At 39.9% G+C, this 12,446-nt stretch carries 12 protein-coding genes and 1 tRNA gene; 11 read left to right on the top strand and 2 right to left on the bottom strand.

Annotated features, from left to right (window positions below; genetic code table 11):
• Positions 1–219: 219 nt before the first annotated feature.
• Positions 220–308 (bottom strand) — tRNA-Ser (locus tag HMPREF3032_RS02575).
• A gap of 289 nt (positions 309–597) precedes the next feature.
• On the opposite strand from HMPREF3032_RS02575, the gene HMPREF3032_RS02580 reads away from it, so the two are divergent.
• From HMPREF3032_RS02580 to HMPREF3032_RS02600, 5 genes are all read left to right on the top strand, one after another.
• Positions 598–1,806: an MFS transporter gene (locus tag HMPREF3032_RS02580; RefSeq protein ID WP_062401530.1), complete on the top strand. Its 1,209-nt coding sequence runs from the start codon at positions 598–600 to the stop codon at positions 1,804–1,806.
• A gap of 230 nt (positions 1,807–2,036) precedes the next feature.
• Positions 2,037–2,483, top strand: coding sequence for a universal stress protein (locus HMPREF3032_RS02585; protein WP_009353425.1), 447 nt, complete (start codon positions 2,037–2,039; stop codon positions 2,481–2,483).
• A gap of 52 nt (positions 2,484–2,535) precedes the next feature.
• A complete protein-coding gene (locus HMPREF3032_RS02590) occupies positions 2,536–3,963 on the top strand; it encodes a DUF2157 domain-containing protein (RefSeq protein WP_062401532.1) in 1,428 nt (475 codons plus the stop codon).
• Entirely contained in the window at positions 3,960–4,586 is a 627-nt protein-coding gene (locus HMPREF3032_RS02595; protein ID WP_062401534.1) for a hypothetical protein, read from the top strand. The genes HMPREF3032_RS02590 and HMPREF3032_RS02595 overlap by 4 nt, the downstream gene beginning before the upstream one ends.
• A gap of 34 nt (positions 4,587–4,620) precedes the next feature.
• Positions 4,621–4,917 (top strand): ArsR/SmtB family transcription factor, encoded by a 297-nt coding sequence (locus tag HMPREF3032_RS02600; protein WP_009353411.1) that lies wholly within the window; start codon positions 4,621–4,623, stop codon positions 4,915–4,917.
• A gap of 256 nt (positions 4,918–5,173) precedes the next feature.
• Here the strand turns inward: HMPREF3032_RS02600 and HMPREF3032_RS02605 are convergent, their stop codons facing one another.
• Complete coding sequence (locus tag HMPREF3032_RS02605) at positions 5,174–6,154, bottom strand: AEC family transporter (RefSeq protein WP_062401536.1); 981 nt, start codon at positions 6,152–6,154, stop codon at positions 5,174–5,176.
• A 148-nt stretch (positions 6,155–6,302) separates the two neighbouring features.
• On the opposite strand from HMPREF3032_RS02605, the gene modA reads away from it, so the two are divergent.
• From modA to HMPREF3032_RS02635, 6 genes are all read left to right on the top strand, one after another.
• Complete coding sequence (gene modA, locus HMPREF3032_RS02610) at positions 6,303–7,094, top strand: molybdate ABC transporter substrate-binding protein (protein WP_062401537.1); 792 nt, start codon at positions 6,303–6,305, stop codon at positions 7,092–7,094.
• Entirely contained in the window at positions 7,091–7,750 is a 660-nt protein-coding gene (gene modB, locus HMPREF3032_RS02615) for a molybdate ABC transporter permease subunit (RefSeq protein ID WP_062401544.1), read from the top strand. Before modA ends, modB begins: the two co-directional genes overlap by 4 nt.
• Positions 7,751–7,759: 9 nt before the next feature.
• Positions 7,760–8,383 (top strand): ATP-binding cassette domain-containing protein, encoded by a 624-nt coding sequence (locus HMPREF3032_RS02620; RefSeq protein WP_062401546.1) that lies wholly within the window; start codon positions 7,760–7,762, stop codon positions 8,381–8,383.
• A gap of 454 nt (positions 8,384–8,837) precedes the next feature.
• The gene (glmS, locus tag HMPREF3032_RS02625) at positions 8,838–10,670 is read left to right on the top strand and encodes a glutamine--fructose-6-phosphate transaminase (isomerizing) (RefSeq protein WP_062401550.1); all 1,833 of its coding nucleotides are present in this window, start codon (positions 8,838–8,840) and stop codon (positions 10,668–10,670) included.
• An 8-nt stretch (positions 10,671–10,678) separates the two neighbouring features.
• Positions 10,679–11,665, top strand: a complete 987-nt coding sequence (gene trpS / locus HMPREF3032_RS02630) for a tryptophan--tRNA ligase (protein WP_062401557.1) — start codon at positions 10,679–10,681, stop codon at positions 11,663–11,665.
• A gap of 175 nt (positions 11,666–11,840) precedes the next feature.
• Positions 11,841–12,341, top strand: a complete 501-nt coding sequence (locus HMPREF3032_RS02635; protein WP_062401559.1) for a hypothetical protein — start codon at positions 11,841–11,843, stop codon at positions 12,339–12,341.
• Positions 12,342–12,446: the final 105 nt, after the last annotated feature.

The following is a 12,446-nucleotide window of genomic DNA, read 5'->3' on the forward strand; positions in this document are numbered from 1 at the left end:
TATTTCATAATGTTTCTTCAGGAACATGCCGTGCTCTTTTAGGGCATATGTAATTATGATATAAATGAACGTGACATTATCATAGTTTGTTTACAGCACACCGTGCTCTTCTTGAGTTTATGTAATGTAGATAGTAAGGAGCGCCACAGGGCTACTACGCAGAACTGCGATTCTACGGGGAAATAAAAAAGCTGTTATCATGTTGATAACAGCTTATTGTGGCGGAGAGGGTGGGATTCGAACCCACGGCCCCTTGCGGAGTCACTGGTTTTCAAGACCAGCTCCTTAAACCACTCGGACACCTCTCCAAATATAAAAACTAGGTATAGTCTATCATTGAACTAGACCTTTTGTCAATCAGAATATGATGTATATTTGTAGTGCTTATTTTAGAAGAGTTTTTTCAAATACTCTGAAGAATAGGTGTTATGAGATACGCATGAATTATTGTAGTATGCTGTCATACTAGCTTTACACTATGGAATCAGTCAAAGTATAATTAAAGAATACAGATGTGAGATTAAAGTGCATATGTTATAATTTTATGCAGATTAAATCTGTATAAATAGGTTTGTGGCATTCCATAGGAGGTATTACATGAAGAAAGGGTTTACTCTTACACAAACAGGTATACTACTGACTTTGTGGTTAACTTTTTTGTTAAGTTTTGTGATGCGCTTATCATGGTCATCGTTGATGCCAATCGTAAATGAGGCCTTACATTTTACAGCGCAACAAGGAACGTCGTATTTGACGGCTTTTTATTTTGGTTATGCATTGACTGTATTACCAGGAGGGCTGTTAGCGGATCGATTTGGCTATCGTAAATCTATCTTAGGTAGTTTAGTGGCTATGGCTATTGTAACGGGGCTTATGAGTACTGTGCAAAGTTATGAATATGGCTTAGTGTTGCGCTTCTTATTAGGTATTGTATCAGGCCCTGTACAATCTGCTTGTTTGAAAGCTATTGGAGAGCATTTCAGTGCAGAACAACGTGGTACCGCTGTAGGTATTTTCATGAGTTGTACATCATTTGGGATTACCGTGGTTAACGGATATGCACCATTTGTGGCTGTCCATTACGGATGGCAAATGGCATTTTTAATTACCGCTTTATTGCCATTACTAGTATTCTTTTTAGCTTTGTTTACGGTGAAAGAAGTACAAGCTTTCAGAAAGAACCATACAGTAGAAGTACAAGGAACAGAACCACGGTGCATGTCATTAGCACAAAGCTTACGTTTTGTAGGAACAAACCGCAACATTTTATTGTTAGCAGTGATGGGATTTTTCGCAACAGGCACTACTTGGGGTGTTACCACTTGGGCTAACTTGTATTTAGTGAAACAATTGCATGTGACACCTATCTTTGCAGGCGCTATTATGAGTATTTACGGTATTGCAGCAGTGATTGCCAAACCGACTATCGGATTCATTTCAGATAGAATTTCTTTACCACGAAACTATTTAGCGGCCATCGTTATGTTTTTGTTCTCTCCAGCTTTGCTAATCTTTGCGAACACAACCAATCCAGATATGTTATACATTACAGCACCCCTATTAGGTATGGGAGCTTTTATGTATAGCCCGTTAACCAATGCTATCATTATCCAGGCAGCACCACCAGAACTAAGAGGAACCACAGCGGGATTCGTAAATCTATTTAACCAAATTGGCGCACTCACAGCACCTATCATTTTGTCCACAGTATTGACAGCTACTGGCAATTACCAAACAGCCTTAATGGCGTTATCTATCTCCCCAATCATTGGAGCTATTTTATTGTCATTAATTCGACTAAAATAAGACTATACGCTTTTATGAGTTATTCCTTATAACTTTGAGGAATATAATGTAAAAGTGGCATGTCCAAAGAACACCATAAAGATATCATCGTGACGCAAGTTTCATTTGCGAAGATTCAGATTTTGTGAGACAATAAGAGTAAAGAAAAGGAATTTTCAAGTCTATGTCGAATTATAGTGATATAGGCAAGTTACATAGTAGCACAGTGACAATATGGAGGAGGTCTTACTATGGTGGAATATAAAAAAATAATTGTTCCTGCAGATGGATCGGAAAATGGTAAAAGAGCGTTAGAACATGCATTGGCAATTGTTAAACGTAATGATGCGGAATTGATTTTAGTGCACGTAGCAAACATTGTATCCGCAATTTCTAATTTTGACCAAACTCCAATCAGTGGTGGTTATGTATCTGAACAAATTGCTGAAGATATGGAAGAAACAGGTAAAAAAATCTTGAGCGAAGTAGCAGAAGAGGTACCAGCTGATATGAAAGTCAAATGCGTCTTTGAAGTAGGGTCTCCTGGACCTGCTGTATTAGCGGTAGCTAAAAAATATGATGCAGATTTAATTGTTATGGGGAGCCGTGGATTGGGACCTTTAAAAGGTTTATTTATGGGTAGTGTAAGTAGTTATGTAACTAGTCATTCCACATGTCCAGTATTGATTGTTAAATAATAGGATATAAGGCTTTGTTCTCTGAGCAAAGCCTTTTTTTATGGAGAGGCATATGAATGTAAAACATATACATTGGTTGCACAAAGAGCTTGACCAATGGAAAGAAGAGGGAATTATTTCAGAAGAACAGAGCCATCAGCTACAAGCAAAGTACGGTTTTATCCCTAAAGAGGGCCCATCTTGGACACGATTAATTACAGTTTTAGCTGGAGCTATACTTATTTTGTTGGGAATTATTTTGCTTTTTGCGGGATACTGGTATGGTTTTTCACCTAATGGACGATTTGATTGGTCCTTGGCAATCTTGTTATTAGCTATTGCTGTGGTCGGTGGTGGTGTATGGAAAGCAAAGCCAGCTAGCATGATAGCAGAAAGCATTACTGTTATTTATATGGGACTGTTGACAGCCACTACTTTGTTGGTAGCAGATACTTTCTATACAGGCGAGCATATGGGGCTATATGTGCTTATCATTCTTTGCTGTGCCTTGCCGATTATTTATGTCTTGGATTCGGCTCTAGGTATGATTTTGTATCTTATTGGTGTATTGGGGTGGAGTTTTTCTAGCCATCCTTTAAATACTTGGGTAGGGCCTGTAGCAGTGGGAGGACTTTTATTAGTAGCAGTACCATACTATATCCGTAGATTTGGTAAGTATCAAGGGTCGAAAGATTCCTTGTTAGTATCTGTATCTTGGGCCTTTATTGGTGCCATTTTTGGTGAAGTATTCTTCATCTTATCCACCTATGAGCCACAAATGAATTTATTTTTTATTAGTGTATTAGGCGCCGTTACCTACGGCTTAGGCACATTAGAAAAGAAAATTGCCCTTTTAGCACTTCCTTGTAAAGGTATAGGTGCTATTGCTCTGTTGTACACCATTGTGGAAGGTACTTACATTAGTACATGGATGCGCATTGGTGAAAGCACTATGGCATGGTGGCTATGGTTTTGCATGGTATTGAGCTTAGGCATAGCAGTTCTTGTATTGCGTCGTTTAGTATTAGCTAAGCGTATTGAAAGCACTATCGGATTGATTCCTTTTGTAATCTTTGGATGCTATGTGGTCACTGTCTCTGGGGCGACACCTATTTTGACGTCCATCCTATTTAATACATATATTTTAGTAGCAGCTTTAGGGACTTTTATTCGTGGCACCTTGGTGAAAAAGGTAAGCTTATTGAATAGTAGTATTTTGACGCTAATTGCTATGTTTGGTGCTCGATTCTTTGATCCTAGCTTTACTTTTGTGGAGCGAGGTGTATCGTTCTTAGTGTTAGGGGGCATTGTATTAGGTATCAATGCCTTATATTTATGGCGTAAACGACTACAAAGGGTTAAGGTAAATCAGCGTGTTCGACAAGCTCGTCGTCAGTCAACAGATCCAACAGTGGAGGAATTCACGTTAGGAGAGCAAGTTATATCAAAGGACGTGAAAGTAGTAGACTCTGAGGGTGTAGTGAAGGAGGAAGAACGATGAGATATCAAAAATGGATTGTCTTTGCTCTGGCTGCTATCGTTGCCTTGCTGAGCCAGTTCTACATTCAACAACGTTATACAACTTTGCTACAAGGTGGTACAGAATATCAATGGCCTGTGAAAGTAAGTCGTCACATCGGTTGGGTACCTTCGGACTATTTAGAAGTGGAATTTTTAGGAGCTTATGCCAATTGGGAAGGTAAAGAGACCCCAGAAGTAGGTCATGAGGTATATGTCATTGTCACACCTAAACAGTCTGGTGTATTACAAGTTGTATCAGCCACAGATGAAACACCGAAAGATCAAGAATATATTCGGGCTAATGTAAAGCGATTTGACCATGGAGTGGTGGAGTTTTCCATTCCTTTCAATCGTGTCAAAGTAGACCTTAGTAAAGTGGATAAAAAATTCTATACGAATTATCGTGGGACATTGATTGGTACTATGAAATTACGTGATGGATATGGGGTAGTTACTGGTGTCTATGCCAAAGGTGTACCCTTAGAATTAGCCACCCCAGAGAGCGTAGTGGATCAAGAAAAAGATTCTCGTGTTCTTTTGGAAAAAATTGGTGATACAGAACAGGAAAAAAATGATATAATAGTAATACCAAACTCTAATTAGAGAGAATGGATTACTATATGATAGCGAGGTTAAGATGGAAACAAATCAACAAGAGTTGGAAACACAATTGTTAGCTGAACTATTCAAGGTCCTAGGGGATCCAACGCGGTTGCGTATTGTTAGACATCTGCTTCAGAAAGAAATGTGTGTAACTGAAATTGCAGATTCTATGGATATGGGCCAGTCAGCTATATCTCATCAGTTACGTGTGTTGCGTCAAGCAAGACTTGTAACATTTAGAAAAGAAGGAAAAACAGCTTGGTATCGATTGAATGATGACCATGTTATCGTGTTAATCCGTCAAGGGTTAGAGCACGTAGGACATCAATAAGTACAGAGCATGTAGGAGGGTTGCGAAAGCAGCCCTTTTTGCATATAAAAAAACTATCTAGCAATGTATTGTTACATTGTTAGATAGTTTTTTAGAGTTTTATGATTTTATGGCAGAGTAGGGTATCGCATAGTTTTTGTGTAGTGGTACTGATTTAGACTATTGTCTGCTATACAGTTACATAGCAGACATAGACTGTACCTGTATACGTTAATCTGTTTACTATATCAAGCGAATTGACGCACCAAAGTGTTAGCTATAAGGGGAATACATAGTATGCCAATAATATAGCTAGGGGCATAGTAAAAGAGGAAAGAACTGTGGTGGCTAGTACAATTTGTGTAGCTAGTTCTGGATTGTTGTTCATTTCCACAGCCATAAGAGCGGTATTTACGGCTGATGGGACTGCGTAAGCGATGATAATACTTTGCGCTGCGATAGCACTTAATGGTGTGTAGTACATAGTTACAGGAAGTACTACGATGAGGGCCAACAGAGGACCTGCAATTAACCGTAGAAAAGAAGTAATCATCACATCTTTCTTGATGAAGTTCCAAGGTGTACGATTCAACTGTACTCCTAGGGTGAGCATAGCTGCGCCTACAAAGCAACGACCGAAAATATCTAAGGGCCCCCATATAATGGTCTGCGTGAAGTCGATAGGGATATAATAATGGGCGATAATCGAGATAGGCACACAGTACATAATAGGAATATGTAAGATGGTACGCAAAGATTCTGCGGTGGTTAATTTCCCTTTGCCAGCTTGATAAAATCCTAGAGAATTACAGAACACAGTTTGGATAATAAAAGTAGCGATAATAGCGATAACCCCATCATGTAAATAGGGGGTAGATCCATCGATGATGTATGGATCATTGGCAAAGACGAAAGTCCCTAAGGCTACTCCTAAGTTACCAATGTTGGAAAACATCACTGCATTGCGAACAATTTCTGTTTTTCCTAAGTCATAGCCTTGCCATTTTGCTACGATGCCAGCTAGGGCGGAGTTGGCAAATAAGATAATGAAAGCACAGGCGAATATTTCAAAACTTTCATGGGTTAAATTGGTGACATAAAAAGATTTTAGAATATAGGCTGGTAAAAATAAATAAAAATTTAGTTTGCTTAGCGTTCGTAAATCGAGGTGAAACCATCGGTCTAAGAGAACCCCCATCAGTGTGAGTAATAGGATGGGGACGATACTAGTCAGTATGATGTGAAAAAATAATTCCATAATGCATAGCCTCCTTATGTAGTATAGTTGTCACATCTATTGTACCACATGTGACTAAAATTATTTGGCGCAGTGTTGTTTTTCTAGTATAATGAGAATATGTAGTAAGCTTCTAAGTGTATATATTTAAATTAGGGAGGATATCATTATGAAGCGTAATTGGTTAATGGGTTTAGTTATGGCAGGTATGTTGGCGTTAGCTGGCTGCGGGGGACAACAAGGAACAACGACGTCTACAGCACCATCCACGAATGAAACCATCACTGTATCTGCAGCAGCTAGTATGCAAGGAGCATTGGAAGAGTTAAAAGCAGACTATGTGAAAAAACATAACTTAAAACCTGAACAAGTGAATATTGTCTATGCAGGTTCTGGCACTTTACGTCAACAAATTGAAGAGGGTGCGCCATCCAGTATCTTTATTTCTGCGAACAAAAAGAATATGGATCAATTAAATGAAAAAGGTTTAATGGATAATATCCGCCCATTCGTAGCAAACACATTGGTAATGATCGTACCAAAAGGTAAAGAGGCTGTGACATTAGACAATATTGCGAATGCAAAACGCGTAGCTATCGGTACAGTAGAAACAGTGCCAGCTGGTAAATATGCAAAAGAATCTTTAACAAAAGCTAATTTGTGGGATGCAGTAGAACCGAATATTGTATTTGCGAAAGACGTAAAAGCAGTCGGTGCGTATATTGCTGAAGGCGCAGCTGATGTAGGATTTGTATATAAAACTGATGCATTGGCATTGAAAGATAAAGTAGATATTTCTGCAACAGTAGATGCTAAATTACATGCACCAATTGAGTATCCTATCGGTGTGGTGAAAAAGAACCAAAATAAATTAACAGAAGATTTCTATGCGTTCCTAACAAGTAAAGAAGCTAGCGAAGTATTGGCTAAATGGGGATTCGCTGAGCCTACTAAAAAATGATAGCTTTACAGTTATCCATAGAAGTCGCATTCATAGCACTGATTATTAACGCTATTTTCGGGCTAAGTTTGAACTATGTGATGAAACACTACGCCTTTCCAGGGAAATCTTTAATTGATTCCTTCTTTACACTGCCCTTGGTATTACCACCGGTGGTATTAGGCTTTGTGCTACTCATCATATTCTCCCCAGGTAATGCCTTTGGCGCTTGGTTAGAATCTCACGGAATTCGTGTGGTATTCTCTAAGATAGGCGCTATTATTGCATCTGCAGTGGTGAGCTTTCCATTATTTTATCAATCAGTGCGAACAGCCTTAGCTGCCATTGATAGCGATATGGAGGACGTAGCTCGCACCTTGGGAGCCTCCGAGTTTCGCGTGTTCTGGTCGATTTCCTTGCCATTGGCGTGGAAAGGAATCCTCAGCGGTTCCATTCTGTGTTTTGCGCGTGGACTTGGTGAATTCGGGGCTACTATTTTGATCGCTGGAAATATTCCAGGTGTGACGAGAACTATGCCATTAGCCATTTATTCTCTCGTAGAATTTGGCGATTATAACGGTGCATTTGAATTAGTGATTTATATTTGTGTATTAACATTGGGGCTTGTGTGGGCCATTCAAGGTCTAACCAAAGGTTCCCTCTTCTCAAATCGGTAAGGAGGTACTATGATTTCCTTTGATATCGTCATAGAACGAGGGACTTTTGTTGTGAAAGCCCAAGGCACATTACAAGAAGGCATTACTACATTGATGGGCCCTTCTGGAAGTGGAAAATCTACATTTTTGAAAGCTTTGTGTGGATTGTTGACGCCAAAAGAAGGTAGGATTACAGCCAATAATGAGGTATGGTTCGAAAAGGGAACAGGCGTACCTACCCAAGAACGACACATTGGCTATATGCCGCAAGGCAATATTGTATTTCCTCATATGACTGTAGAGGAGAATATTCGGTACAGTAAACAAGGTTCTCCAGAGCTATTCGATCATATTGTGGAGCGTTTGCGATTGACACCACATCTTAAGAAGAAAGCCAAAGGCTTATCTGGTGGGGAGCAACAACGGGTGGCCTTAGGACGAGCACTGTACTCAAAACCAGTATTACTTATCCTAGACGAACCGCTTACGGCGTTAGATGTGAACTTACGTGCTCAGTTGCAACAAGATTTAGTAGCTATTATTTCTGAATGGGCTATCCCCTGCTTATGGGTCACGCACAGTGAAGAAGAGGCTGCTGCGGTAGGGAATCATCGACTGTTGTGTCGTGATGGGATGATTGCAGAAGAGGCGTAAATAGCATGATAGCATAATAGAGGAATGTTGATACACTTAGGTCAGCGTTCCTCTATATTACTTTTCCCCTATTTAGGAGGATATGCTAGTATCATTGTGCTGTGATACGAACATGTGTCCTTCAATGTTTTGGGGGCATATGTGTTTATTTCTTTACAGTTGTTGCTCATATGAAGTATAATACTACTGATTATGACTATTTTTAAAGACTTAGGCATAGTCAAAAGAACTGTCGAAACAATGACAAAGGAGGTACCAAATTCGTAAAGGCGAATAGCGCAAGCGCTGGAAAGAGACAGCTTTCACAGCGGACGAGGTAGAGGAGTATCGAAATTCAGCGGATGCCTCTCGGCTAGCTTCAGTCGTAGAAGTAGAGCAAAACACCAAGGTAACTAGGTGCACAAAGGCTACTTTCAGAAGCAATAGGAATGAATTAATCAAGGAGGTACATACCATGTGTGGTATCGTAGGATATATTGGATTTGAAAATGCAGCAGATTTTATGCTGGAAGGTTTGGAGAAATTAGAATACCGCGGATATGATTCTGCAGGGATTGCCGTAGTGGGCGAAAATAATGTGATTAAAGTACAAAAGAAAATGGGACGTTTGGCGAACTTGGAAGCTGTGGTAAAAGCAGATCCTAACCAAGGTCATATTGGTATCGGTCATACTCGTTGGGCTACTCATGGTCGTCCAAGCGATATGAATGCGCACCCACATACAAGTACAGATGGAAAATTTGCCGTAGTGCACAATGGTATCATTGAAAATTACATGCCATTGAAAGAAGAATTGTTGGCTAAAGGTGTTGAATTTACATCTGAAACAGATACAGAAGTAGTAGCTCACTTATTGAGCGATATGTACGATGGCAATTTTGAAAGTACCGTTCGCCGTATGTTAGATCGCATCGAAGGGTCTTATTCTTTAGTGATGGTTTGCGCTGATGAGCCAAATAAAATCATTGCTACAAAAAAAGATAATCCATTGGTAGTGGGCTTAGGAAAAGGTGAAAACTTCATCGCTTCCGATATCCCAGCTATTATTCAACGCACTCGTGAAACATATATCATCAACGACAACGAAGTTGTTATTGTGACACCAGATAGCGTGACAATCACGGACCGAGCTGGTCAACCAGTACAAAAAGATATTTATCATGTCACATGGAATGCAGAAGCGGCTGAAAAAGGTGGCTATGAGCACTTCATGTTAAAAGAAATTTACGAACAACCAAAAGCGATTCGTGATACGTTGAGCGGTCGTATTAATAAAGATGCTACAGAAGTAGTGTATGATGAATTAAACTGGACACCAGATACAGTGAAAGGTATAAAACGTATCTTGATTACAGCGTGTGGTACAGCGTACCATGCAGGGTTAGTAGCGAAATATTACATTGAGCAATTAGCTCGTATTCCAGTAGAAGTAGATATCGCTTCTGAATACCGTTACCGTACACCATTAACGGATGAAGATACCTTATGCATCGTCATCAGCCAATCTGGTGAAACCAGCGATACATTGTCTGCCTTGAAAGAAGCAAAACGCTTAGGTGCTAAATCTTTAGGTATCACCAACGTAGTGGGTTCCGCTGTATCCCGTGAAGCGGATCAAGTAATCTACACTTGGGCAGGTCCTGAAATCGCTGTAGCATCCACAAAAGCGTACACTACACAATTAGTAGCTTTATTGTTATTAGCAGTGTACTTAGGTCAATTAAATGGTCGCATCGATGAAGCAGTAAAACACGAAATTTTGACAAATTTACAAGAATTGCCTACATTAACTCATGAAATCTTTGAAAACGTAGACGAAATTAAAGCCTTTGCCAACCATTATGGTTACAAAGAGGATGCATTCTTCTTAGGACGTTTAATCGACTATGCCGTAGCTATGGAAGGGTCTTTGAAATTGAAAGAAATTTCTTACATCCATGCAGAGGCCTATGCAGGTGGGGAACTGAAACACGGTACTTTAGCATTGATTGAAGAAGGCATTCCTGTGATCGCCTTGGCAACACAAGAATCGGTACGTGAAAAAATGATGAGCAATATCAAAGAAGTAAAAGCTCGTGATGCTATCGTAATCGGTGTGGGTATGAAAGGTGACGAAGAGTTGGCGAAATATGTTGACCATACTATCTTCGTGCCAAAAACTGACGCTTTCACAGTGCCTATCTTAGCCGTTGTACCATTGCAATTGTTATCCTATTATGCAGCTATCACTCGCGGTGCTGATGTAGATAAACCAAGAAACTTGGCGAAATCAGTAACCGTAGAATAGGAGATACTATGTCTGTTATATTTTCCGGAATACAACCTAGCGGTGAGTTGACCATTGGTAATTACCTTGGAGCTCTTCGCAACTTTTTGACATTCCAAGATGACCATGATTGTTTTTACTGTATCGTGAACCAACATGCCATCACAGTACCACAAGATCCAAAGGATTTAATCCACAATACGCGAAGCCTTGCTGCCTTATATTTAGCAGTAGGCTTGGACCCTAATAAAGTGACTTTGTTTGTGCAATCCGAAGTACCTGCTCATGCGCAGTTGGGTTGGATTTTAACAACTTTGAGCTCCATCGGTGAATTAGAGCGTATGACACAGTACAAAGATAAATCGGCGAAACAAGGAGAAACCATCCCGGCTGGTTTGTTGACATATCCACCATTGATGGCAGCGGACATTTTGTTATACCAAACCAACTATGTGCCTGTAGGGGATGACCAACGTCAACACATCGAGTTAACTCGTGACTTGGCGCAACGTTTCAATTTCAAATATGGCGAAGTATTCGCTATGCCAGAAATTAAAACTACCGTAGGTGGCGCTCGTGTGATGTCCTTACAAGATCCAACGAAAAAAATGAGCAAGTCCGATGATAATAATTGGGCTACTATCCGCTTATTGGATACACCAGATGTAGTGGTGAAGAAGATTAAAAAGGCGGCTACTGATTCTGAAGGGGTCGTGCGCTACGACAAAGAAAAACAGCCAGGCATTTCCAACTTGATGGGCATTTATAATGCTTTAACAGGAGATTCCTTTGAGGCTATTGAAGCTATGTATGCTGGTAAAAACTATGGAACTTTCAAAGGTGATATTGCAGATCTATTAGTAGGAGCGATGACACCGATCCATGAACGGTATGCAGAATTAATCGATAGCCCTGAGTTAGATACAATTTTGACACAAGGTGCTGAAAAAGCAGCTGCTGTGGCGAATGTAACATTGGCTCGTGTAGAAGAAGCTATGGGCCTACGACGTAAGTAATAGTAAGATGTAATGAGATGTGTATATAGCATTTCATTACATCTTTTTAATCATCTATACTAAGACGTTGTGAGGAAGTATAGTGGGATATGTATGAAGCAGACAAGTAGATGCTGTCTATAGAGGTGTTGAGTGGAAATACATAGAGGTTGGAGTGCTATTTGGGAGAGGAACTATGAAACGTGAAGAAATAGAAGAACTGTTTCCTTGTGGAGCGATTCGAGAAGAATTACATAATTCCTCTGTTATGATATGGGGGTTTCAGCTAGTGTATGCAGCTATCGCCGCTTGGGGGCTGTATCGTGGAGTACTTCTATATCGAGAACTGGGTCATAGCTTCAATATGTGGATGCTTCTTCTTCTGGTGGTATCTGCCTACGCATTATTGCGCATGTACCAGCAAGACGATGTGGAGGTCTATATTGCTACAGAAGGGCTTATTATAAAACGAACGCCTATATTGGTAAAAGAACGAATTGAACGTTTTTTTGCACCAGACTTATATTTGACCTTTGTTCATTATCAAGGTATCATGGGATTTGGAGAGGACTGGAAAACCTTGTATGTGCAAACAGAAACGGGCGGTATATATATCGTGCCTATTAGCTTACAGTTTTTGAGTCATCAAGATAAAATGAAAGTCTTAGAGGCACTGAATCGATATAAAAATACTTGAATAGGACTAGAAAAAACCACTTGGCAAGGTGCTGGGTGGTTCTTTTTATTTATTTTTTGAAAATATTCACTGTTAGGAAACTTTAGAGGAAGAATAAGATTCAAA

Origin of the sequence: Veillonella sp. DNF00869, assembly GCF_001553345.1 — a bacterium.
Classification (GTDB): Bacteria; Bacillota; Negativicutes; order Veillonellales; family Veillonellaceae; genus F0422.

Bases quoted from the DNA above. Each gene is read 5' to 3' on its own strand.
- HMPREF3032_RS02600 (WP_009353411.1), top strand. From the start codon at position 4,621: ATGGAAACAAATCAACAAGAGTTGGAAACACAATTGTTAGCTGAACTA.
- HMPREF3032_RS02595 (WP_062401534.1), top strand. From the start codon at position 3,960: ATGAGATATCAAAAATGGATTGTCTTTGCTCTGGCTGCTATCGTTGCC.
- modB (WP_062401544.1), top strand. From the start codon at position 7,091: ATGATAGCTTTACAGTTATCCATAGAAGTCGCATTCATAGCACTGATT.
- HMPREF3032_RS02605 (WP_062401536.1), bottom strand. From the start codon at position 6,154: ATGGAATTATTTTTTCACATCATACTGACTAGTATCGTCCCCATCCTA.
- HMPREF3032_RS02590 (WP_062401532.1), top strand. From the start codon at position 2,536: ATGAATGTAAAACATATACATTGGTTGCACAAAGAGCTTGACCAATGG.
- HMPREF3032_RS02620 (WP_062401546.1), top strand. From the start codon at position 7,760: ATGATTTCCTTTGATATCGTCATAGAACGAGGGACTTTTGTTGTGAAA.
- glmS (WP_062401550.1), top strand. From the start codon at position 8,838: ATGTGTGGTATCGTAGGATATATTGGATTTGAAAATGCAGCAGATTTT.
- HMPREF3032_RS02580 (WP_062401530.1), top strand. From the start codon at position 598: ATGAAGAAAGGGTTTACTCTTACACAAACAGGTATACTACTGACTTTG.
- modA (WP_062401537.1), top strand. From the start codon at position 6,303: ATGAAGCGTAATTGGTTAATGGGTTTAGTTATGGCAGGTATGTTGGCG.
- trpS (WP_062401557.1), top strand. From the start codon at position 10,679: ATGTCTGTTATATTTTCCGGAATACAACCTAGCGGTGAGTTGACCATT.
- HMPREF3032_RS02585 (WP_009353425.1), top strand. From the start codon at position 2,037: ATGGTGGAATATAAAAAAATAATTGTTCCTGCAGATGGATCGGAAAAT.
- HMPREF3032_RS02635 (WP_062401559.1), top strand. From the start codon at position 11,841: ATGAAACGTGAAGAAATAGAAGAACTGTTTCCTTGTGGAGCGATTCGA.